The following is a 23100-nucleotide window of genomic DNA, read 5'->3' as shown; positions in this document are numbered from 1 at the left end:
CAAAACATGATTCGCCGTTGGAATTTCTTTTTTGTATTCTGCTTTTTTATACACATTCTTGTTTTTGCTTTTTTCCCGCGCAAACATGTGGTCGACCGTTTACCCTATGCCTTAATTAACAAGGTGCTGAACGATGAACCCAATGCTTCTATAGTAACACCTGCCAAAGATGATGTTCTGGAAAATCTGTTACTGGGTGTAATGGAGCTTTCAGAAGATTTTAGTGTAATAGAACAACCTAATTTTCATTTGCGTCCTCACCGGGTGGTGCGTTATTCTTTTTCGGTGGTTGTGCGGGTATTAAAACTTGTTTACCTGAACGTTTGGGTGCATACCGCACAAAAACCAACCTGGGAATATTCTAATTTTATTCCTTTACTGCCCAAATATTATACCTTTCTTTTCCGGCTTACGCCCTTCTAAATTCTATCCTTATTCTGTTAAGGCTGCTTTTGGCCTTTATTTTTAATTATCTGCTAAATATAACTTTTAGCGGCCGGTTTTGCTTTGTCCGGCTGCGGAATAGCTATGTCTGGCAGCCAGATAGATGTTGTTTAAATTTAGAATATAAAAGAAAAATGAATTTTATAAAAAATATTAATTGGCTATACGCCTTGAGCTTGGGTGCCCTTTTGAGTGGCTGTGCCGCCAAAGGAGAAACAAACGATAAAAAAAGTAGTGTGCCAGTGGTGCCGGTAACCCAACTAATAGCCCAGGATACCATTCTGCACCACGAACACGTAGCCGAAATACATGCCTTGCGCCATATCGATATCCGGGCCCGGGTAAATGGTTATTTAGATGCAATTTTGGTAGATGAAGGCCAACAGGTAAAGCAAGGCCAACCTTTGTTCCGGCTAAGTTCTGCCGAGTATCAGGCCGAATTGGCACGGGCCAAAGCTAACCTGAAAACCGCTATTGCCGAAGCCAAAGCCGCCGAGCTAAAAGTAACGCAGGTGCAGCTTTTGGTAGATAAAAAGGTAATATCCAAATCGGAACTGGAAGTGGCTAAAGTAAATTTAAGCGCCGCTAATGCCCGGATAGAACAAGCCCGTTCTGACCAGGACAATGCCCAAACCAAACTGTCTTACACCAATATAAAAGCCCCTTTTTCAGGCGTCATCGACCGCATACCCTTTAAAGCCGGAAGTTTAATTAATGAAGGTACTTTGCTAACCACTTTATCGGATTTAAAAGAGGTATTTGCTTACTTTAATGTATCGGAGAAAGAATATTTAAATTATTTAAAATCGGTACAGCAAGGCACCAACACCCGCAGCAGTGTGGTAGATTTAATTTTAGCCGATGGCAAAACGTACCCGCAAAAAGGGAAAATTGAGACGGTAGAAAGTGTATTTGAAGCCAATACCGGTTCTATTGCTTTCCGGGCCAAGTTTGCCAACCCCAATCAATTACTCAAACACAATTCTACCGGCAAAGTGCGCCTGGCCAACGATGCCGACAATGTGGTAATGGTGCCGCAGAAAGCCACTTTTGAAGTGCAGGACCAGAATTTTGTTTACGTGGTTGATAAAAATAATAAAGTAAAAACCAGAAATTTTAAACCTAAAAGCCGCTTTTCTCACTTCTACATAGTTGATTCGGGCTTAGAGCCCGGCGAAAAGATTGTGTACGAAGGTGTGCAGGAAATCAGGGATGGCGCCGAAATAAAGCCGTCTTTTATTCCGATGGACAGCATCCTGGCTACTAATCCTTAAAAGGCCATTGGCAGCAGCAATTGTGAGTAGTCACTTTTAAAGTGACCTGGAAGAAGTTTGGCTTTTAATTTTAGAAAAAATGGTTAAAATGTTTATTCAGCGGCCGGTGCTGTCGCTGGTTATATCGCTTATAATTACCTTATTGGGCGCTTTGGCGCTCTATACCTTGCCCGTTACGCAGTTCCCCGATATTGTACCGCCTTCGGTAACCGTAACGGCTAAATACACCGGCGCGAACGCCGAAGTTTGTACCAAGGCCGTTGCCACGCCGCTCGAAAGAGCCATTAACGGGGTACCCGGCATGACTTATATGTCGTCAGTATCGAGTAACAACGGTATTACGCTTATTCAGGTATTTTTTGAAGTAGGAACCGACCCCGATTTGGCCGCCGTAAACGTGCAGAACCGGGTTACTACCGTTATCGACGAATTACCCGAAGAAGTTATTAAAGCGGGGGTTACTACCGAAAAAGAGGTAAACAGTATGTTGCTTTACCTCAACCTGATGAGTGAAGACCCAACGGTGGGTGAACAGTTTGTTTATAATTTTGCCGATATTAATGTATTGCAGGAGTTAAAACGAATCGACGGCGTAGGTTTCTGCGAAATTATGGGTTCCCGCGAATATTCCATGCGGGTTTGGCTCAAACCGGACCGCTTGGCGGCTTACGCGGTATCTACCGACGAAGTAATTAATGCCATTCGGGCCCAGAACGTAGAAGCCGCCCCCGGTAAAGCCGGCGAAAGTTCCGGGCAATCGGCGCAAATGCTGCAGTACGTACTGCGGTATACCGGTAAATTTTTTGAACCCAAGCAGTACGAAGATATTGTTCTGCGCGCCGATGAAGATGGTTCGGGTTCGGTATTGCGCCTGAAAGATGTGGCTGAGGTAGAGTTTGGCGTAATGAGCTACGGCATGGTTTCCAAAACCGATGGCCGGCCGTCGGCCTCCATTATGATTAAGCAACGCCCGGGTTCTAATGCCAAAGAAGTAATCGAGAATGTAAAAACCCGCATGGCCGAGCTGAAAGAGGGTTCTTTCCCGCCCGGTATGGTTTACAACGTTTCTTATGATGTATCGCGGTTCCTCGACGCTTCTATGAGCGAAGTAATCCGGACTTTGATTGAAGCCTTTATCCTGGTATTTATTATTGTATTTATCTTTTTACAGGATTTTCGCTCTACGCTTATTCCGGCACTGGCAGTACCGGTGGCGCTGGTAGGTACTTTCTTCTTTATGCAGTTAATGGGCTTTTCCATTAACCTGCTTACGCTGTTTGCGCTGGTGCTGGCCATTGGTATTGTGGTAGATAACGCTATTGTAGTAGTAGAAGCCGTGCACGCCAAAATGACCGAAAAACACATGCCGGCCAAAGAAGCGACTTTAGAAGCGATGGGCGAAATCAGTGGCGCTATTATAGCCATTACGCTGGTAATGTCGGCGGTATTTATACCGGTTTCGTTTATGTCGGGTCCGGTGGGTATTTTTTACCGGCAGTTTTCGCTTACACTGGCCATCTCTATTGTAATATCGGGTATAAATGCGCTTACGCTTACGCCAGCCCTTTGTGCGCTGATGTTAAAGCATAACCACCAAAAGAAAAATAACCTGCTGCAGCGCTTCTTTAATAAATTTAACCGCGGCTACGAGTCTTTTGAAGGTTCTTACAAAGGTTACGTGCAACGGCTGGCAGGGCGGCGCACGGTTACGTTGGGCTTGTTGCTGTTGTTTTGTGTGGGCACCTGGGGCATGACCAAAATATTGCCTACCGGCTTTATCCCGACCGAAGACCAGGGCATGATTTACGTAAACGTTACGACCCCGGCGGGTGCTACTGTAGAACGGACCGAGAAAATATTGGATAGGGTACAGGAAGCTACTAAAGGCATAGACGCCGTGGAGTCGGTATCTACGCTGGCTGGTTTTAGTTTGCTTACCGATGCGGCTGGTGCGTCGTACGGTATGGGCATGATTAACCTGAAGGCTTGGGAAGACCGCCAGGAATCAGTGGATGATATTATCGCGGTGCTGGAAGAAAGAACCAAGGATTTGCAAGACGCCACCATCGAGTTTTTTCCGCCGCCTACGGTACCGGGCTTTGGTAACTCCAGTGGTTTTGAATTGCGTTTGCTTGATAAGGGTAAAAACGAAAACTTGCAGGCAACCGCCGATGTAACGACCAAATTTATTCAGGCCATGCAGGCTACACCCGAAATTAATGCCGCGTTTACCAGCTTCGACCCCAACTTTCCGCAGTACATGATTCACGTGGACCAGGATATGGCCGCTAAAAAAGGCGTTACCATCGATAATGCCATGAATACGCTACAAACTTTATTGGGTAGTTATTATGCTTCTAACTTTATCCGGTTTGGGCAAATGTACAAAGTAATGGTGCAGGCTTTGCCTGATTACCGCGCCCAGCCCGAAGATTTGCTCAAACTGCATGTAAAGAATAACCAGGGCGAAATGGTGCCTTTTTCTACGTTTGTTACCCTGGAGCGCGTGTACGGCCCCGAACAGCTTACCCGCTACAACATGTACACCTCGGCCATGATTAACGGTAGTGCGGCGCCTGGTTACAGCAGCGGCGATGCTATTCAGGCCATTGAAAAAGTAGCAAAAGAAACGTTGCCGCGCGGCTTTACTTACGAGTGGTCGGGCATGACCCGCGAAGAAATATTATCCGGAGACCAGGCAGTTTATATCTTCCTGATTAGTTTGCTGTTTGTGTATTTGCTGCTGGCTGCCCAGTACGAAAGCTTCTTGTTGCCGTTGCCGGTAATATTATCGTTACCAACCGGTATTTTCGGCGCTTTCTTCTTTTTACAATTACTGGGTTTGCAAAATAATATTTACGCCCAGGTGTCGCTGGTAATGCTTATTGGTTTGCTGGGTAAAAACGCCATCCTGATTATTGAGTTTGCCATTCAGCGGCAGAAAGAAGGCTTAACGGTGTTGCAAGCCGCTGTAGAAGGAGCGGCCTCGCGTTTGCGCCCCATCCTGATGACTTCTTTTGCCTTTATTGCGGGGCTAATTCCGTTGTGTATTGCCAGTGGCGCGGGAGCCATGGGTAACCGCTCTATTGGTACGGCGGCAGCCGGCGGTATGCTTATTGGTACCTTGTTTGGCATCATTATAATTCCGGGCTTGTATGTGCTGTTTGCCAAAGCCAACAAAACCAAAAAAACAAAGGAATTACAATCTGCTTAGTAATTCCGAATTATCTGTTTAATTCCTTAAAAGCTTATTCATGTTTCTTTATAAATATTTATATAAATTTTTGCTGATACTAGCTTTACAGGGGCTGTTTTGGTCCTGTAAAATGGCCGGGCCGGTTACTTTGCCCCAGGCTCGTACGTTGCCGGCTACCTTTGGCAATAGTGCCGATAGCGCCAGCGAGGGCAATATGGCCTGGAACCAGTTTTTTACCGACCCCAGTTTGGTAAGCCTGATTGATACCGCCCTGCGCCAGAACCCGGATTTATTGGTGGCCATACAACGCGTAGAAATGGTCCGTAGCCAGGTTTTACAAAGCAAAGGCGCCTTGCTGCCGGCGGTACAAGCCGATGCCCAGGCCCGCTTTGATAAGTACGGCGATTATACCCTGAATGGCGTGGGTAATTACGATACCAATTTATCACCCAATATTTCGGAAGACCAGCGCATTCCTGACCGGTTAGTGCCCGAATATTTTGTGGGGTTGCGTAGTTCCTGGGAAATTGATTTGTGGGGCAAATTACGGAACTACCGCAAAGCGGCTTTGTCCCGTTACGTGGCTTCCGAAAATGGCCGGCAACTGCTGCAAACCGCTTTGGTAGCCGAAGTAGCCAATCTTTACTACCAGTTAATTGCCCTGGATAACGAACTCGAAATTATTCAGCGGAACCTGGAACTGCAGCAACTGGCCCTCGAACTAATAAAGATTAAGAAAGAAGTTGGCCGCGAAACCCAACTGGCAGTTCAACAATTTGCCGCTCAGCTTTTAAATACCCAAAGCTTGCAAGCCGAGAAAAAACGCCAGATAGCAGCTACTGAAAACCAGCTAAACCAATTGCTGGGCCGTTTTCCGCAAGCCATTACCCGCAGTAAATTAATCGGGGAGCAAAAACTGCCCGAAAATATGCAGGCAGGTATTCCGTCGGGTTTATTGCGGCGGCGACCGGATATTCAGCAGGCAGAATGGGAACTAACAGCGGCTAAAGCCGATGTGGCCGCTGCCCGGGCCGCTTTTTTGCCGTCTTTTACCATTTCGCCGTACTTTGGCCTGAATGCCTTTAAAGCTTCGTTGCTGATGACTACGCCGGCTTCACTGGCCTACGGGGTTGTGAGTGGCCTATCGGTGCCGGTGTTTTCGCAAAATCAACTAAAAGCCCGGTATAAATATTCGGCGGCATCTAACAAAGCTGCTTTTTATAATTACCAGAAAAGTATTTTAAACGGCGTACAGGAAGTAGCCACCGGTTTAAATGCCATCCAGAACTATAAAGAAATTCAAACCCTGAAAGCCCAGGAAGTAACGGCTTTGCAAGAAGCTATTACCACTTCCAACGATTTGTTCCGGGCCGGTTACGCTACGTATTTAGAAATTATTACGGCGCAAAAAAGCGCTTTGGCCGCCGAACTAGAATTGGTAAATATTCAGAAAGCCCAATTACTAACTACCGTAGATTTATACCGGGCTTTGGGTGGTGGCTGGCAATAATATTTTAGTTTATTTATAACCAGAACTGCTAAATATAGTCTCCGTAAGTTTTGGACAGTAACCTTGCAGGGAATATTACTAATAGAAAGCAATTTAAAATTTTCTGTCGCGTAATATTCTCCGCATTTCTTCCGGGTTGTTGATAACTTTTTGGTTATCTTAAGGTCAGGCTTCTGATACCAACTCGGCTTAAATAAATAATTTTAAAAGCATTAGGTAAAAAAAGATTGTTTTATTATTTTTGCAGTCCGATTCGAAATTTGCTTTATATAACATATTAGTACCCATGAAAAAAGATATTCATCCGCAATACCGCGAAGTAGTATTTCAGGATACATCCAGTGACTTTAAATTTATTACCCGCTCTACCATGAGTTCTAACGAAACCATTACCATGGAAGACGGCAAAACCTACCCGGTAATTAAAGTGGAGGTTTCTTCTGCTTCTCACCCGTTTTATACTGGTAAAAACATTTTCGTGGATACTGCCGGTCGGGTAGAGAAATTCCAGAAGCGTTACGCGAAAAAATAATTTCATTTGCCTTTCTGTGCAAATAATTAAAAGTCTTCCCGTATATCGGGAAGACTTTTTTATTTTTGTATCATGAATATTATCCTCTTCGACGATAAAGTTTTTCGCCAGAACCTGTTGCCGCTTACTTTTACCCGGCCGGTAGCCGAAATCAGAACCGGTATTTTAACCATAGCCGAAAAGTGGGGGCATTATTTTAAAAGTAAGGTATCGTATCTTACCCAAGATTACCTCCAGAAAAAGTTTAGTGCCCAAACCAGCTCCGAAGGCAATATATACGTAAACGGGGCGGTTTGCCCAGATGTGCCCTTGGTGGTTAAAATCCGGAACCTGCAACCCGGTAAAGTTATTTTTAAGCAAGGTACGTTGGTGGCTTTTCATGCCGGTACCGATAGCTTTAAAACCTTAAACGAGCTGCATAACTACCAGTTTGAGAAAGCCGGCGAGTACGTAGAGGAAATAAATTTTGTAAAAGAGCTGTGGCATATTTTTCAGAACAATGGCAAGCAAATTCGGGCCGATTTTGAATTAATAACCACCGGCCGCAAAAGCCAGCCCATCACCGACCCGCATACAGTAACCTATAATCCGGAAAATATCTTCCTGGAAGAAGGGGTGGAACTGAGGGCTGCCATTTTAAATGCCGCCAATGGCCCCATTTACCTGGGCAAAGACACGCAGGTACAGGAGGGCGCTATTATTCGCGGGCCGTTTGCCATGGGCGAAGGCAGCGTAATAAATATGGGCGGCAAAATGCGGGGCGATAATACCATTGGGCCTTTTTGCAAAGTTGGCGGCGAAATAAGCAATTCTATTATATTTGGTTATTCAAACAAAGGCCACGACGGGTTCTTAGGCAATTCTATTATTGGCGAGTGGTGCAACCTGGGTGCCGATACCAACACCTCAAACTTAAAAAATAATTACGCCGAAATTAAACTCTGGAACTACGGTAAAGGTGGTTTTAAAACCACCGGCTTACAATTTTGCGGACTGATTATGGGCGACCATACCAAAGCTGGCATTAATACCATGTTTAATACCGGCACCGTTACAGGCGTAAGCGCTAATATATTTGGAGCCGGTTTCCCGCGTACCTTTATTCCTTCTTTTTCCTGGGGCGGAGCAAACAGCTTAGAAACGTATCAGTTGCGTAAAGTTTTTGAGTCGGTGGGCAAAGCCATGGAGCGCCGCGGGCTGGTACTCGACGAAGTAGAAAAAGCCATTCTGAGCAAAATTTACGACCTCGACCGGGAGCATCGGACCTGGGAACGGTAGGCTGGTTATCTGTTGTTTGTTAATCTTTGTTCGGCTAAATAAATCTTGTTTGTATATTTTGAGCCTGGGTAACAGAATAACAATGCATAACATAACAGCTAGTGGGTTCTTTGGGGTACTTCTAGGTAAGCCGTTCGGCAATGCAGTAATTTAAATTAATCAACTTTATCGTATTCTGACAACGAACAACGATTAACAAACAACGGAAATATGTTTTTCTCCCAAATACCTGGCCACTCAGAAACCAAAAAACTGCTCATAAAATCGGTGCAGAACCAGCACGTGGCCCATGCCCAATTGTTTATGGGCGGGGAGGGAAGCGCAAATCTGGCGCTGGCACTGGCGTATGCCACGTACCTGAATTGCGAAAACAAAGGCGAAGCAGATGCCTGTGGTACCTGCGCCAGTTGTACTAAAATAAACAAACTGGTGCACCCCGACATGAATTTTGTAATGCCGGTTACCACTACCAAAGCCGTTCCCAAAGATGCCCTGAGCCAGAATTTTTTAGCCGATTGGCGTACTTTTTTGCTTCAGAATCCTTACCAGACGCTCAACGACTGGATGCAGTTTATTCAGGCCGAGAACAAACAAGGCAATATTTCGAAAGACGAGAGCCGCCAGTTAATCCGGTTTTCGTCGTTAAAGGCGTTTGAGGCCGAGTTTAAAATTATTCTTATCTGGTTACCCGAGCTCATGCACCCGGCTGCAGCCAATGCTTTGCTTAAATTATTAGAAGAGCCGCCGGCTAAAACCATATTTTTATTGGTTTCTAACGCTGCCGATAAATTATTGGCCACAATTTTGTCGCGTACCCAAAAAGTGCCGGTGCGGGCTTTCTCCGACGAAGAAATAGTTAGTTATTTGCAGGCCGAACTGCAGGTTAGCGAAACCGATGCTTACCAACTGGCAAACCTGGCCGATGGCAACCTGCAGGCCGCGCGCAAACTAAGCCAAGAACTTACCAGCGATTACTTCTCGTTTTTTGTGCAATGGATGCGCAATTGCTACGCTTATAAGTTTGGCGAAGTAGTAGAAATGAGCGACGATTTTCAGAAGATGGGCCGCGAAAACCAAAAGGCATTTTTGCACTACGCCCTAAATAATTTGCGGCGGGTATTAATGTACGGGGTAGATACAAAACTGGTCCCGTTTATTCCGCCCGCCGAAGTGGATTTTGTGAGTAAGTTCTCTAAACTGATTCGGCCGGCCAATGCTGCTTTGCTTACCGAAGAGCTGGGCAACGCCCACTACCACATTGAGCGAAACGCCAATCCCAAAATAGTTTTTGTAGATTCTTCTATCCAGATTGCTAAATATTTAAAAATGAGTTAAGATGCAGGTAATTGGGGCACAAAAGGCCCGAAATTATTTGTAGTGCCGCTATTATTACAAGTGGCACAGATTATATAAATAAAAATAATGGCTGAAAATATAAATTCACCTATCCGGATTGGTACCCGGGGTAGCCGCTTAGCCTTGTGGCAAACGCATTTTGTCGCCGAAAAATTACGGGCCGCCGGTTTTACCGTCGAGATAGAAATTATAAACACCAAAGGCGATATGGTATTGGACCGGTCGCTAGATAAAATTGGGGCCAAAGGCGTTTTTACCGAAGAATTGGAAGAAAGCCTGCGGGCCGGTACCATTCATATTGCTGTACACAGCGCCAAAGATTTACAATCGCAGCTGCCCGAAGATCTGGAAATACTGGCCTTTATGGAGCGCGAGCAGGTAAACGATGTAGTTGTCTCTTTCGATTCGCAATTTTCGTTAGACCGCGAACAAATTGTGGTAGGTACGTCTTCTACACGGCGGCGGGCTTTATTGAGCCGGTATTACCCCAACGTAATTGCCTCGGAGTGCCGCGGCAACTTACAAACCCGGTTACAAAAGTTAAAAGATGGCCAGTACGATGCTATTTTGCTTGCTTACGCGGGCGTGCACCGCATGCAGTATAACCATTTAATTACCGAATTTTTACCCACCGATAAATTTGTACCGGCCGCCGGCCAGGGTAGCATTGCCATTGAGTGCGCCAAAAGCTTACCCCTAAACCAGAAGTTAGCTTTACGGGATTGCCTCGATCACGAAGAAACCCACCTGTGTTTGCTGGCCGAGCGTTCTTTTTTACGCACCATGGAAGGCGGGTGTAGTATTCCGTCCTTTGCCCTGGCTACGCTTACCCCAACCGGATTAAGCATTACCGGCGGTATTGTTAGCCTCGATGGTCAGGAAATGATTACCGATACATTAACGGCGCCGTCTGCGGAAGCTTTGCCTTTGGGTGAAAAATTAGCCACCAATATTTTGTATATGGGCGGCGATAAAATATTGCAGGATATTCGGTTAAAGCGCGTTTAAGCCCGAAGAGTTAAATAGTTTAGTTTTGCTTAATCTCTTTAAATTTAATTTGGTCATTCTTTTAAAATAGAAAAGTAGATGCATACATATTCGCTTAAACTTTTTTGCCTGGTTGTTTTACTGGTTTTTAGTACCAACTTATACGCCCAGAAAAAGCCTTCTAAAAAAGATGTGCTGGTTACTATTTCAACCACTTTCGGCGACATGAAAGTAATTCTGTACGACCAGACACCTAAGCACAAAGCAAATTTTCTAAAACTGGCCAAAGAAGGGTATTACAACAATACTACTTTTCACCGCATTATCGATAATTTCATGATTCAGGGGGGAGATGCCAATTCGAAAGACGATGACCCCAGAAACGACGGGCAAGGCGATATTGGCTACCGGATTCCGGCCGAAATATTTCCGAATTTAAAACATGTACGCGGAGCGGTAGCGGCCGCCCGTAACAATAATCCACAAAAGGAATCGAGCGGTTCGCAATTTTATATTGTAGAAAACCACAACGGTACGCCCTTTTTAGATAACAACTACACGGTTTTTGGGCAGGTAATTGCCGGCTTAGATATAATTGATAAAATTGCCGAACAACCCAAAGGTTACATGGACCGGCCTACCGAGCCCATCCGGATGCAAGTAAAAATAGAAAAGGTAAAAAAGAAGAAAATCACCAAAGACTATAATTATCAGTATCCGGCAGCCGTATGAGAAAGAAAATATTAGTAACCGGTTCCAACGGTTTGCTGGGCCAGAAATTAGTACACTTACTTGTTCATAATGCCGAAATTGACCTGATTGCCACCTCGCGGGGCCAGAACAAACTGGCGCAACTGGTGCCGGAACTGCATTTTATTTCTTTGGATGTAGCCGATGAGCAACAGGTAAATAAAGTTATTTCGGTGGAGCGGCCTACTCATATTATTCACACAGCTGCCATGACCAATGTAGATGAGTGCGAACTTAACCAGGCGGCTTGCTGGCAGCAAAACGTAGTGGCAGTAGAATATTTAGTAGCAGCTTGCGAGAAATACCAGGTGCACCTGGTGCATTTATCTACCGATTTTATTTTTGATGGAGAGTGCGGGCCTTACACCGAAACCGACCAACCCAACCCCATCAGTTTTTATGGACGCAGCAAAACGGCTGCCGAAGAGGTAGTTAAAAACAGTACCCATTTAAAATGGGCTATTTTGCGCACGGTATTAGTTTATGGCGTGGTGCATGATTATGGCCGTACCAATATTGTATTGTGGGTGAAAAACAGTTTAGAAGCCCAAAAAACCATACAAGTAGTTAACGATCAGTTCCGGACGCCCACCCTGGCCGAAGATTTGGCCGTGGCTTGCTGGCTGACCGTAGAGCACAACGCCGAAGGAATATTTCATATCTCGAGCAAAGAAATACTAACGCCGTACCAAATGGCCTTACAGGTTGCCGATTATTTTAACCTCGATAAAAGCTTGATTAAAGAAGCCAACGCCTCTAACTTCACCCAACCCGCTAAACGCCCGCCCCGCACTGGTTTTGATATTACCAAAGCCGAAACCGAATTGGGCTTTAAACCCCATAACTTTACCGAGGGCATAGCGGTGGTAGCCAGCCAGTTTTAAAATTAAAGTATAGCCAAACCAATTTTTTTATACATTGGAATAAATGCTGATAAATAAATTTTTTGTAGCATACGCTTTTAAAATGGTTCTTTTGATCCAATAAGTAGCAGTTATTTGAGTGTATAGCTTAATTTTAATATCTTTCTGCTGTAATATTGGTTAAAATATAATTTATGAGTGAAAACAAAGAATCCTGGGGCTCCCGGATCGGGTTGATTTTAGCGATGGCGGGCAATGCCGTAGGTTTCGGTAATTTTTTACGTTTCCCGGTGCAGGCAGTACAAAATGGGGGAGGGGCATTTATTATTCCGTATTTGGTTTGTTTTTTAGTTATGGGCATTCCGCTGCTTTGGATCGAATGGTCGCTGGGGCGTTTCGGCGGTAGATTCGGCAATCACTCTACCCCGTTTATTCTAAATGCCGTTGATAAACGCCCTTATTGGAAGTATTTGGGTGTTTTTGGTATCTGGACTAACGTAGCCGTAGCGGCCTATTATTGTTACCTCGAATCCTGGACCTTATCTTATGTGTATCATTCGGTAGTTGGTTCTTTCAGCGATTTATCGCAAACCCAGATTGCAGCTTTTTTCTCTGATTATGTAAATCTTACCATATCCACATCGGGTATTCCTTACGAGCCCATTGTCTTTTTTATTATCTGCCTGTTAATTAATACTTATATTTTATCGCGCGGCTTAAGCGGCGGTATAGAAAAAGTAGCCAAAATAGGCATGCCTTTACTTATTTTGTTCGGGATATTCCTTGCTTTCAAAGGCTTTACCATAAAGGCCGGTGAGCATGGTGCCATTCACGATAGTGCTGTTGGGTTAAATTTTCTCTGGACTCCCAACCTCGATTCTTTGTGGAGCCCCAAAGTTTGGCTAGCTGCGGCCGGGCAAATATTCTTTACTTTATCGGTGGGTATGGGCTCTATCCAGTGTTATGCCTCTTATGTGCGCTCCAAAGACGATATTGCCTTAAGTGCTATGTCGGCGGGCTGGATGAACGAATTTGTAGAAGTAGTACTGGGCAGCTCCATTATTATTCCTATTGCGGTAGGTTATCTGGGCATCGATACAGTAATTGAGTTAACCAAATCGGGTGGTTTGGGCTTAGGTTTCCGGACTTTGCCTTATTTGTTTTACCAGTGGGGCGATGTATTAGGCAGTATTTCGGGCGTTATGTGGTTTGGCTTGCTGTTCTTTGCCGGTATTACTTCATCGTTGGCCATGGGCACGCCCTGGATGAGTTTCTTAATGGATGAATTTAAATGGAAGCGCGAATCTGCGGCTTGGTCTTTTGGTTTAATAGTGTTTTTGTTAGGCATGCCAACCGTATTGTTTTTTAATTATGGCGTTTTCGATGAATATGACTATTGGTCGGGTACGGTTTCGCTGGTTGTTTTTGCCATGATCGAAGCTATTTTATTTGCCTGGGTATTTGGCATGGACAAGGGCATGCGCGAGATTAACGCAGGTGCCGATATTCGGGTACCTGGTTTTTACCGGTTTATTATTAAGTATATTACCCCAACCTTTATTTTACTCGTATTTTTAAGCTCGCTGATAACGCCTAAAAATGGTGATTGGGACGCGGCTTTGCAGGGCAATTGGGAGTTAGATGATAGTTCTATCATCCGGAAAATATCCAATGCGGGGTTACACGAGCAAATTGCTGCAGCTACCGATGCGGCCACCCGCCAGAACCTGGAAGATACTTTGCTGTACGTAAATGGCTCCCGGTTATTATTGGTAATATTGTTTGGTGTTGTTACCGCGCTGGTGTACATGGCGTATAACAGAAGATTAAAAGAAGGGAATATTTAGGCTATGAATTCTTATGCATTAGCGGTTATGCTAACCACCATGACCATTGTAACCTTGGTTACTATTTACTTCTTTGTGCGGGTATTCCAGGCGCCACCTAAACCCGAGCCCGATTCTTATTCTGAAAACGATAACGATCCCCGGTCGTAATAATGGATAGTTGCAGCGGGTTGGGTTTATGCAGAAGATTAAGCTTTGGCTACGCCGGTATTTTGGCTTCTCGCGGAGGCAAACCAATGGCTTTTTAGTACTGCTGTTACTTACGGGCTTAGCCATTCCGCTGCCGTACCTGTTTGGTAAGCTTACCGCTCCGGCCGCTTATAACCCGTTGCACGACGAACAAACCCTGGATAGTCTGGTTGCAGTTTTAGATCAAGGCGTATCTGCCGAAGCCTACGCCCATAATAATGGTGCCCCCAACCCGGAACTTAAACCCCATGCGGCGGTTCGGTTGCACCGGATTAATCCCAATACTGCTACCCAACAAGAACTTATGGCAGTAGGTATAAGCCGGTATGCGGCCAATAATATTATTAAATACCGCACCAAAGCGGGTGGCTTTAAGTTTAAAGAGCAGCTAAGCCGTATTTATGGTCTGCCGCCCGACCTGTACGAGCGCCTGTACCCGTACCTGGATTTACCGGAACAAACTGATAGAAACCGGACTAGCCCAGCACCTGGGCCAACAGCCTTTACTAACCCGCGCAGCGAGCGGCCATCTTACGAAAAGAAAAAGCCTTTCCGGTTGCAACCTTTTAACCTCAATGCCGCCGACACCACGCAGCTAAAACAAATCAGGGGCATAGGTAGTAAATTATCGGCCCGAATAGTTAAGTTTCGCGACCGGTTGGGCGGTTTTGCCACCTCAGCGCAAATAAATGAGGTATATGGCCTGGCACCCGATGTTATCGATAGCCTGCATAAATATACTTTTATACCAGCTGGTTACGAACCCCAGCAACTATCATTAAATTCAGGGTCATTAGAAGAATTGCGGGCACACCCTTACGTTGGTTTTAACCTGGCCCGTTTAATTATCGCATATCGTACCCAACATGGTAACTTCCAAACCATCGAAGACCTGAAAAATATTAAAACAGTTACCGAAGACCAATTCCAGAAGCTTAAGCCTTATCTGCGTTTATAATTAATAGTAATTTAAATAAAATTTACTCCCGGCAGCTATTTGCGTATACAGGGCTTAACTAAAAATTAGCACTTGTTTATGCTCAAATTTAAACTGTTTACCATTTATGTTTTTTTTGAGACCTTGCTGTGCGGTTGCGCGGCAGATAAAAAGCAAGAAGGTTTTCAGGTAAGGCCCATTCAGTACAAAATAGAACAGGTGGGCAAAATGGCCAGAGAAGAAGTACCCGAAAGCTCCGGCCTGGAAATAGCTAGTGATAATAATTTATGGACGCACGGAGATGGCGGTAACCGGCCGGTTTTATACAAAATAAACCAGACCGGAAAGCTACTACATACCTGGGCAATACCGCTTGGTTTAAACCAGGATTGGGAAGACTTGGCGCAGGACGATGACGGCAATATTTACATTGGTGATTTTGGCAATAATGGTAACCAAAGGCGTAATCTGCGCATTTTTCGGGTAAACGAGCAGCAACCTAACCAAATAGATACAATTCAGTTTACTTACCCCGACCAAAAAGAATTTCCGCCTAAAAAGGCTGAGCGTAATTTTGACTGTGAGGCCTTTTTTTACCATCGGGGCAGTTTGTATTTGTTTTCGAAAAACCGGGGCGGCAGCGAAAAGGTAAAAATCTACCAGGTGCCGGCTCAACCCGGTACCTATCAGGCCCAAATAATAGATCAGTTACACCTAAGTACCATGATTACCGCCGCCGATATTAGCCCAGACGGAAAACTGATGGCTTTACTGGGCTACGGCAATATTTATTTATTTGAGGTAAAAGGTAAAGATAAATTCCTGAACGGAGCCAAATATTGTATTCCATTTGAAAAAAGTGGCCAGGCCGAGGCCTTGGTTTTTATAAATAATCAGGAGTTTATTATTAGCAACGAAGGCGGTAAAATATTTAAAGCCGTAAAGAATAGTAAAAATTAAACGATATATAATCAAAAGTGAAGGACGCCTGATACTGGTAAGTGCACACACCAGGCCGTTCTCATGTTCGTAAAATCATAAAATATGAAAGAAACCATTTTAATTACCAGTGCTACCGGTACAGTTGGCAGCGAAACCATTAAACTATTATCAGATGAAAATATTCGTCTTCGGGCGGGCGTGCATTCTTTAATAAAAGGCGATCGGTTTCGGTCTTTTGAAAACCTGGATCTGGTGCATGTAGAATTTGAAAACCCCGAATTAGTGAAAGTGGCGCTTACAGGCGTAACCCGGGTATTTTTAATTACACCGTTTGTAGAAAATCAGGCCGATATTGCCATAAATTATATAAAAGCAGCACAGGAAGCCGGCGTAAAACATTTGGTGCGGCTTTCGGCGAGTGGTGCCGATGCTGAGCCTGGTATTCAATTAGGGCGGGAACACCGGCAGGTAGAAGTTTACCTGGAACAGTCTGGTTTACCCTATACCATTTTGCGGCCGGCTTCTTTTATGCAAAACTTTTTAACCCAGGCGGCCGATAATATCCGGGATAAAAATAGCATTTATATGCCTGCCGGTAACGGTAAAATAAGTTATGTAGATGCCCGCGACATTGCGGCTGTAGCCGAGGTAATATTGACCCAACCAGATAACCACCTGAATAAAATTTATGAAATAACTGGTCCGGAAGCCATATCGGTAAACGATGTAGCCCATGCTTTAACCGTTGCCACCGACCGGGTAATTACGTATATTGATGTTCCCGAAGAAGCCGCCAAAATGGCTATGCAGCAACAACACGTACCTGCCTGGAAAATTAACGCTTTGCTGGAGCTTTACGGTTTGTACCGGGCAGGTTACGGCGCAAATGTAACTGATACCGTAGAGAGACTTACCGGTAGCCGCCCCCGCAGCATTGTAGATTTTGCCCAGGATTACAGCCAGGAATTTCAGTCGGAGTAGAACTGCTGTTTAATACCAGACCGTAATTACCACCTACCATAAAACGAAAACACCCGAGGTGCCATCCGGTAGAATTTCAGAACTTTGGTTCCAGAAGAATTTCAGCAGGAACTATTGTTTAGAAAGGGAAGTAGGGAAAGCAAGCAAGTACTAAAATTGACTACAATGCTTATAATTGTTAGGTTTTTACAAGAAGACCACACTTAAGGGGATAGGGAACAAGGGTATTACTATTGAGTATTATTAATTATAAAAAAAGGCTTTCTGCTAAACAGAAAGCCTTTTTTTATAATTAATAATTAGCATTAATCATCGTAATCATTGCGCCGGTATTGGTTACGCTGGTTCCAGCGGTTATTTTCGTTTTCATCGTCGTGGCGGCGGCCCGAACGATAGTTGCTTTCGTAGCCTTCCTGGCGGTTACGATTACTCGGGTTGTAACGGTCGTTCTGGTCATTGTCTTCCTGCCACCGCGACCGGAAGTCGTTTTGGGTACGTTGGTTGTAGTTACTGTCGTTGTCGTAACCGCCCCGGTATTGGGTTTGGTCATTATCGCGCGACGAACGGTAATCCTGGTTGTTGTACGGTGCTCCATAGTTACTGCCCCCTTGGTTATTGTAGCCGCCCTGCGAGCCCCGGCGATCGTTGCTTGGGCGGTATTCGTCGTTGTAAGAGCCTCCGCGCGAACCAAACCCGCCCTGGCTGTTGTAGCCACCTTGCCGATCTTGCTGCGAACCATAGCCCCGTTGGTTGCCATAATCATCGCTCCAGCCGCTCATACCACTACCGCGATACGATTCATGGTGCTGCCGGTCGTGGTCCATACGGCCAAACCCGCCCCGGTTGCCGCTTTGCATATTATTCTGGGACCGATCATTGTCTTGGTGCCAATCAGATTGCCGGCCCTGGTTGCCGGAATTGCCTTGCCTGTTCCAGTCGTTGTGATCATTGGAACGGCCGGAGTTGCGGTTGTCAAAGTTATTACGGCCGGCATTATAATCCCGGTAATTGGTATTACTGTAGTTACCGGCGCGGCCACCAAATCCTTCGTCGTAGTTATTCTGGTCGTAGCTGCCGCTTTGGTGGCCAGTGTGCCCAAATGCTCCTCGTCCGGCCGATTGGTAACCACTGCCTTCATTGTCATAAGGGTCGTAGCCATAATTGCGGTTTTGGTCGCTGCGGTTTTGGTTTTCCTGGCCGTAATTGCTCCGTGAGCCTTGGTTGCCTTGTTCGCCATAATTGCCATAGCCGCCGTACTGCTGGCGATAGCTACCGCCCTGGTTTCCCCAACTGCCACGTTGGTCGGTGTTGTAGTTATCGTAGTCGTTATAGCTGGGGTGGTGATAATCGCCACCCTGCGAACCCCGGTGTTGTTGGTCGCGGTCTTGGCCAAAGTTGTTGTGGCGGTCCTGGTCGGCATTCATGCCCATATTCACATTGTTCCGGGAAAATTCCTCCTGACCAGATTGCTCATTTTTGTCTTTGTTGGCCGTGCCCGAAGTATTTTGCTGAGCGGTAATATTGTTTTTATCTTTATCGTTTTCGCCCGCTTTGGCCGTTTTATTAGCGCTGCCAGAGGTGCTGGCTTTGGTTGTGTTTTTGCTGGCGCTGGGCATAGAGGCAGCGGCTTTGCTACCAGCCGAACCGATTTTAGCCGAGGTACTATCGGGTTTTGCCGTTGATTTAGGCGTTTCTTTTTTAGTAGTATTACTGCTGGCATCGGTGGTACCTGAAGTAAAGCTGCTTTTACCAATATTTTTATTATCGCCTTGGTGGGCGGTGGCAGCGGTACCCCAGGGGTTAGCTTCGGTACTGGTTTGTGGTTTTGCCTGGGTCCCTTCTTTATTTTCGGTTTTACTTGTAGAGTCGCCAGAGCTCCCAGTGAGCATATCCGTAATTGTAGAAATTACGCCTTTGTTTTCACCAGTGTCATTTTTTTTGTTCTCTTCCATAGGTCTATTTTTTAGGTGAATAATTTTTTAGCCTGCTTCCCCAATATTAGTTTAGAAAGCGGTTTACATCGTTTTAGATTGTGATTTCTCCTGAAAGATATACGGCTAATAAAAGCTTATGTTATTGAAGGTTTGGGTAGTACAAAAAGGCGAGAATAGCTTGTTATTGTTAAAATAAATATATTTTAAATATTATTCGCAGTTTTAAAACTTTATCGCAAAAGAAATGTATATAGCAGCAGTAGTAGTTTTAAATTAAATTGCTTACATTTGTATTATTATTTATTTTAATTTTTTATGAAAACAGGTAAAGTAAAATTTTTCAACGAATCTAAAGGATTCGGATTCATCGTTTCTGATGACACTAACCAAGATATCTTTGTTCACCAATCTGGTTTAGTTCATGAGATTCGTGAAAATGACAGAGTATCTTTTGAAGTGACAGAGGGCAAAAAAGGTCTTAACGCGGTTAACGTAGAAAGAATCTAGTTAAAAGATATACTTAATAGCTGCTGGCTATTATTGTTATTCAAGATCCCGTTTAGTTTAAACTAAACGGGATTTTTGTTTTTTAGAATAAAGCCACCATTGAAGTAAGTTTTAAGCTTTAATAAACAGCCAGGATTATTATGTTTAAAGATTATTTCTGCCTAGATAATAATACAGGCTAAAGCAGCTTTGCTTGTAAATTAATAGGAGTTGTGCTCTGGAAAACTACTAACTAGCTTAGGTTTAATTATAATACTTAACAGGACAGAATTATTCCCTATTAATAGAAATGATTAAGAGATAGAACTATAAGGGCTTATAGCTTAAAACTGATTACTTACTAATTAGCACCGGTCTAATTCTGATCTTCTTTTACGTTGTCTATTAATTCCTGGGCTTCGGCTTTTTCTTCCGAATCCGCAACGGGTATCTCGTGTTCATCGGCTTCCTGGGGTTCATAATTTAGCCGTACCAGAATAGGAAAATGATCCGAGCCAAATTTATTTAGACGCTTCATCCGGATTAATCTAAATGCCGGGTCGTAAAAGATATGGTCGAGCGAATACCGGAAAAAAGGAACCAGGGCATTATAGGTATTGTAAAAGCCCCGGCCAATACGTGGGTCGAGCAAGCCGCTTATTTTCCGGAATAGATTAGTGGTATGAGACCAGGCCACATCATTTAAATCGCCGGCTACTATAGAGGCGTACGGCGTAGCTTTTGCCATTTTAGCCACAATTAGTAGTTCTGCTTCACGGGTATCAGTATTTTTATTTAAATGGGGCGGCTGCGGGTGTACGGTAAAAAAGTCGAAATGCTTACCCGTTGGCAATTCAATTACCGAATAAAAAGAGGGGATACCTTCTTCTACCAAAAACCGGATTTCGTGTTGTAGCAGCTTAAACTTGCTGAAAAACATCATGCCATACGTATTATTAAGCGGGCATTTAATGCAGTAGGGGAAGGTAGCATCTAAAACGCTTAATTCACTGGCCCATTTTTCACCGGGTTCATTTACCAATAAAATATCAGGGTCAGTTTCTTTCACAACTTTTATAAAACGGTCGTAGTGCCGGTTCGACATCCGCACGTTAGATATCATTATACTGAAGGAGTTTTTTGGGGCTTTTATTTTACTCCGCAGGGCTTCAACAGGCCAGAATATAGTAAATTTATAAAAATGGAGAATTTCGTTTAGCAATGCCAATACCTGCAGCCCAACAAACATACTCTCGGGTAAATTGGTAGGAAAGTATAAATACAAATAAGTTGTAAGAATAACCGTCAGAAAAAATGCTATCTGCGGACGAGGAAAATCTAATACCCGAATCCACCAGTAAGTAGTTTTAATGAGTGGCAAAAAAGAAAAAAGGATCATAATTGATCCCAGGATTTCTAATGTAAATTTCATAAAGTTGTACCAGTCATAAGCAGGATTAATATATAGAAATTGTTATGTAAATTAATATATTTAATCAGAAAAGCCCAATACTATAAACGTAAAAATGGTGGATTTAGCGAGTAGTTTTAATAATAAAACATAACTCACAGATATCCACCATTATTATTTTATATTTAGCTTATAGTTTAAGGCACAACAGCTACTTTAACGCCTACTGCCATTATGCCAGGTAAGGGGTTTTTGCGCATGTACTGGGTTAGCTTAATTGTGTAAGTGCCCGGCACTTTAAACTGCTGTTTTTTTAAAGCTAAAACCGAATGATCAAAAATATCGCCTGCACCTTTACCAAAAGGTTTCCCGGTTTTTTTATCCATTAAATACAGTTCGTGGAGTTTGGTGTGCAGTTTTTTTCCACTGGGGTCTATAAGCGTTTGACTAACGTACAAGTTATAATACTCGTAAAACAAGGCGTTCCGAATATTAAAGTAAATATTGTACACCTGGGTAGTATCCTGTATCTCGAAACGAAATTCCTTTGCATCTTCAATACGCCAGTTATTATCCGGTATATCAATATTTTGTTCGTAAATCCGGTTTTTATCGCCGCAACTGCTTATGAGCAGCAAAGTACTTAAACAGACAAAAACCAAAAGCTTATTTATCATGAATTGGCCGGTTTATCAGAACGGTTTTCGTTACGGGGTGGGCGGTTATCGCGGTTAGGCCGACGGTGATGTTTTTTCTTGTGTCCACCGCCCTGATTGTTACCGTTATTATTTCCATTGGTATTCCCGCCGGCATTTGCCTGAACTTGCGGCGGTCGGTTCTCGTTTTTAGGTCCGGCCGGTTTAACCGCTTGTTTTACTTCGGCGGGTTTGTTCTCGGCTACCGCTACAAGGGCTGGGACCTGATCGCGTTTGTTTTTCTTTTTCTTCTTTTTCTTAGGCTTAAATTTCTCGTCGAGGCGTTCCAGATTACCCTCTAATTGCGCTACTAATTCTACCTTTTTCTGCTGTTCGGCTTTTTCTTCAACCGTTAAGGATTCTACTACTACGCCCCGGCTATTTAGTTCCAGAATTTCCTTTACCCGTTCTACCGGTGCAGGGTACCAGTTATTATCGTTTTTAAAACCAAACCACATGACCCGCTTAAAAATATCGGTTTTTTGCAGCATGGCTTCGCCTTTATGGAGCTGGAGCGGTTTGGTAATGGTAGGTATATCTTTCAGGGCATCGAGGTAAGTTTCTAATTCGTAGTTCAGGCAGCATTTTAAACGGCCGCATTGCCCCGATAACTTACTGGGATTTAGTGAAAGGTTCTGATACCGGGCCGCCGTAGTAGAAACACTTTTAAAATCGCTGAGCCAGGTAGAGCAGCAAAGTTCCCGGCCGCACGAACCAATACCACCCAAACGGCCGGCTTCGTGGCGCAAGCTAATCTGGCGCATTTCAATCCGGATTTTAAACTCATCGGCCAGCTTCCGGATTAAATCCCGAAAATCTACCCGGTCGTCGGCCGAATAGTAAAAAGTAGCTTTGGAGCGGTCGGCCTGGTATTCTACATCTGAAAGCTTCATTTTCAGGTCCAGTTCCTGAATAATGGTGCGGGCACGGTACATGGTGCTGCTTTCGAGATCTTGTACGGCCGTAAATTTTTCGAGATCCTTTTCGTTGGCAATCCGGTAAATAGCCCGTATTTCTTCGTTATTATCTACCTTCTTTTTCAGCATTTGCAGGCGCACCAATTCGCCTTTAAGCGATACATAACCAATATGGTGACCGTTGGGTACATTTACCACTACCGGATCGCCGGTAGTTAAAACCAAACTATTTGCATTCCGGAAAAAATCTTTCCGGCCGCCTTTAAATCGTACTTCAACTATATCAAACTCCTCAAACGATGTGGGTAAATCCATATCGCTGAGCCAATCAAATACATTTAACCGGTTGCAGCCACCCGTGCTGCATCCGCCGTTGCTTTTGCAACCTTTAGGGCTGCATCCGCCACTAGAACATGAATTACATCCCACAATTAATACTCGTTATATATGTTAATTCTTGTTTTCTAACTTAAGATAAGAGACAAATATACTAAAATCTCCTGCATTGGATAATATTCATACTGAAATTACCCCAGCCCTAATACTACTATATTTAACGGACATTCTGCTG

At 44.2% G+C, this 23100-nt stretch carries 20 protein-coding genes; 16 read left to right on the top strand and 4 right to left on the bottom strand.

Going from position 1 to position 23100, the window contains the following annotated elements:
• Nucleotides 1-6: 6 nt before the first annotated feature.
• The 15 genes from ACO1R6_RS16720 to ACO1R6_RS16650 all read left to right on the top strand — a co-directional run bounded on the left by ACO1R6_RS16720 (nt 7) and on the right by ACO1R6_RS16650 (nt 17086).
• Nucleotides 7-423: a hypothetical protein gene (locus tag ACO1R6_RS16720; RefSeq protein ID WP_486266143.1), complete on the top strand. Its 417-nt coding sequence runs from the start codon at nt 7-9 to the stop codon at nt 421-423.
• Nucleotides 424-578: 155 nt separating this feature from the next.
• The gene (locus ACO1R6_RS16715; protein ID WP_486266142.1) at nt 579-1718 is read left to right on the top strand and encodes an efflux RND transporter periplasmic adaptor subunit; all 1140 of its coding nucleotides are present in this window, start codon (nt 579-581) and stop codon (nt 1716-1718) included.
• Between the two features lie 79 nt (nt 1719-1797).
• On the top strand, nt 1798-4932 hold the full coding sequence (locus ACO1R6_RS16710; protein WP_486266139.1) for an efflux RND transporter permease subunit: 3135 nt from the start codon (nt 1798-1800) through the stop codon (nt 4930-4932).
• Between the two features lie 40 nt (nt 4933-4972).
• The gene (locus ACO1R6_RS16705) at nt 4973-6424 is read left to right on the top strand and encodes an efflux transporter outer membrane subunit (protein ID WP_486266137.1); all 1452 of its coding nucleotides are present in this window, start codon (nt 4973-4975) and stop codon (nt 6422-6424) included.
• Nucleotides 6425-6710: 286 nt separating this feature from the next.
• A complete protein-coding gene (locus tag ACO1R6_RS16700) occupies nt 6711-6956 on the top strand; it encodes a type B 50S ribosomal protein L31 (RefSeq protein WP_486266136.1) in 246 nt (81 codons plus the stop codon).
• 72 nt (nt 6957-7028) lie between these two features.
• The gene (locus ACO1R6_RS16695; protein WP_486266134.1) at nt 7029-8234 is read left to right on the top strand and encodes a GlmU family protein; all 1206 of its coding nucleotides are present in this window, start codon (nt 7029-7031) and stop codon (nt 8232-8234) included.
• Nucleotides 8235-8444: 210 nt separating this feature from the next.
• Complete coding sequence (locus ACO1R6_RS16690) at nt 8445-9569, top strand: DNA polymerase III subunit (protein WP_486266133.1); 1125 nt, start codon at nt 8445-8447, stop codon at nt 9567-9569.
• A gap of 87 nt (nt 9570-9656) precedes the next feature.
• Entirely contained in the window at nt 9657-10598 is a 942-nt protein-coding gene (gene hemC, locus ACO1R6_RS16685) for a hydroxymethylbilane synthase (protein ID WP_486266132.1), read from the top strand.
• A 78-nt stretch (nt 10599-10676) separates the two neighbouring features.
• Nucleotides 10677-11309, top strand: a complete 633-nt coding sequence (locus ACO1R6_RS16680; RefSeq protein ID WP_486266130.1) for a peptidylprolyl isomerase — start codon at nt 10677-10679, stop codon at nt 11307-11309.
• On the top strand, nt 11306-12211 hold the full coding sequence (locus ACO1R6_RS16675) for an SDR family oxidoreductase (protein ID WP_486266128.1): 906 nt from the start codon (nt 11306-11308) through the stop codon (nt 12209-12211). The genes ACO1R6_RS16680 and ACO1R6_RS16675 overlap by 4 nt, the downstream gene beginning before the upstream one ends.
• Before the next feature lie 173 nt (nt 12212-12384).
• Nucleotides 12385-14037, top strand: a complete 1653-nt coding sequence (locus ACO1R6_RS16670; RefSeq protein WP_486266126.1) for a sodium-dependent transporter — start codon at nt 12385-12387, stop codon at nt 14035-14037.
• A 3-nt stretch (nt 14038-14040) separates the two neighbouring features.
• Nucleotides 14041-14187 (top strand): hypothetical protein, encoded by a 147-nt coding sequence (locus ACO1R6_RS16665; protein ID WP_486266125.1) that lies wholly within the window; start codon nt 14041-14043, stop codon nt 14185-14187.
• A gap of 28 nt (nt 14188-14215) precedes the next feature.
• A complete protein-coding gene (locus ACO1R6_RS16660) occupies nt 14216-15184 on the top strand; it encodes a ComEA family DNA-binding protein (RefSeq protein WP_486266124.1) in 969 nt (322 codons plus the stop codon).
• Nucleotides 15185-15262: 78 nt separating this feature from the next.
• The gene (locus ACO1R6_RS16655; RefSeq protein WP_486266122.1) at nt 15263-16123 is read left to right on the top strand and encodes a hypothetical protein; all 861 of its coding nucleotides are present in this window, start codon (nt 15263-15265) and stop codon (nt 16121-16123) included.
• A gap of 84 nt (nt 16124-16207) precedes the next feature.
• Nucleotides 16208-17086 carry an SDR family oxidoreductase gene (locus tag ACO1R6_RS16650; RefSeq protein ID WP_486266121.1) on the top strand — a complete coding sequence of 293 codons (879 nt, stop codon included), beginning with the start codon at nt 16208-16210 and terminating at the stop codon, nt 17084-17086.
• A gap of 305 nt (nt 17087-17391) precedes the next feature.
• Here the strand turns inward: ACO1R6_RS16650 and ACO1R6_RS16645 are convergent, their stop codons facing one another.
• The gene (locus tag ACO1R6_RS16645) at nt 17392-19038 is read right to left on the bottom strand and encodes a hypothetical protein (protein ID WP_486266120.1); all 1647 of its coding nucleotides are present in this window, start codon (nt 19036-19038) and stop codon (nt 17392-17394) included.
• Between the two features lie 297 nt (nt 19039-19335).
• Here ACO1R6_RS16645 and ACO1R6_RS16640 point away from each other — a divergent pair, with 297 nt between their 5' ends.
• A complete protein-coding gene (locus tag ACO1R6_RS16640) occupies nt 19336-19527 on the top strand; it encodes a cold-shock protein (protein WP_486266119.1) in 192 nt (63 codons plus the stop codon).
• 355 nt (nt 19528-19882) lie between these two features.
• Here ACO1R6_RS16640 and ACO1R6_RS16635 read toward each other — a convergent pair whose 3' ends face one another.
• The 3 genes from ACO1R6_RS16635 to ACO1R6_RS16625 all read right to left on the bottom strand — a co-directional run bounded on the left by ACO1R6_RS16635 (nt 19883) and on the right by ACO1R6_RS16625 (nt 22844).
• Nucleotides 19883-20938, bottom strand: a complete 1056-nt coding sequence (locus ACO1R6_RS16635) for an endonuclease/exonuclease/phosphatase family protein (protein ID WP_486266118.1) — start codon at nt 20936-20938, stop codon at nt 19883-19885.
• A 176-nt stretch (nt 20939-21114) separates the two neighbouring features.
• On the bottom strand, nt 21115-21594 hold the full coding sequence (locus ACO1R6_RS16630) for a gliding motility lipoprotein GldH (protein WP_486266117.1): 480 nt from the start codon (nt 21592-21594) through the stop codon (nt 21115-21117).
• Nucleotides 21591-22844: a PSP1 domain-containing protein gene (locus ACO1R6_RS16625; protein ID WP_486266116.1), complete on the bottom strand. Its 1254-nt coding sequence runs from the start codon at nt 22842-22844 to the stop codon at nt 21591-21593. Before ACO1R6_RS16625 ends, ACO1R6_RS16630 begins: the two co-directional genes overlap by 4 nt.
• Nucleotides 22845-23100: the final 256 nt, after the last annotated feature.

The sequence above is a fragment of the Adhaeribacter sp. genome (assembly GCF_057359045.1).
This window is presented reverse-complemented; position numbering and strand designations above follow the sequence as displayed.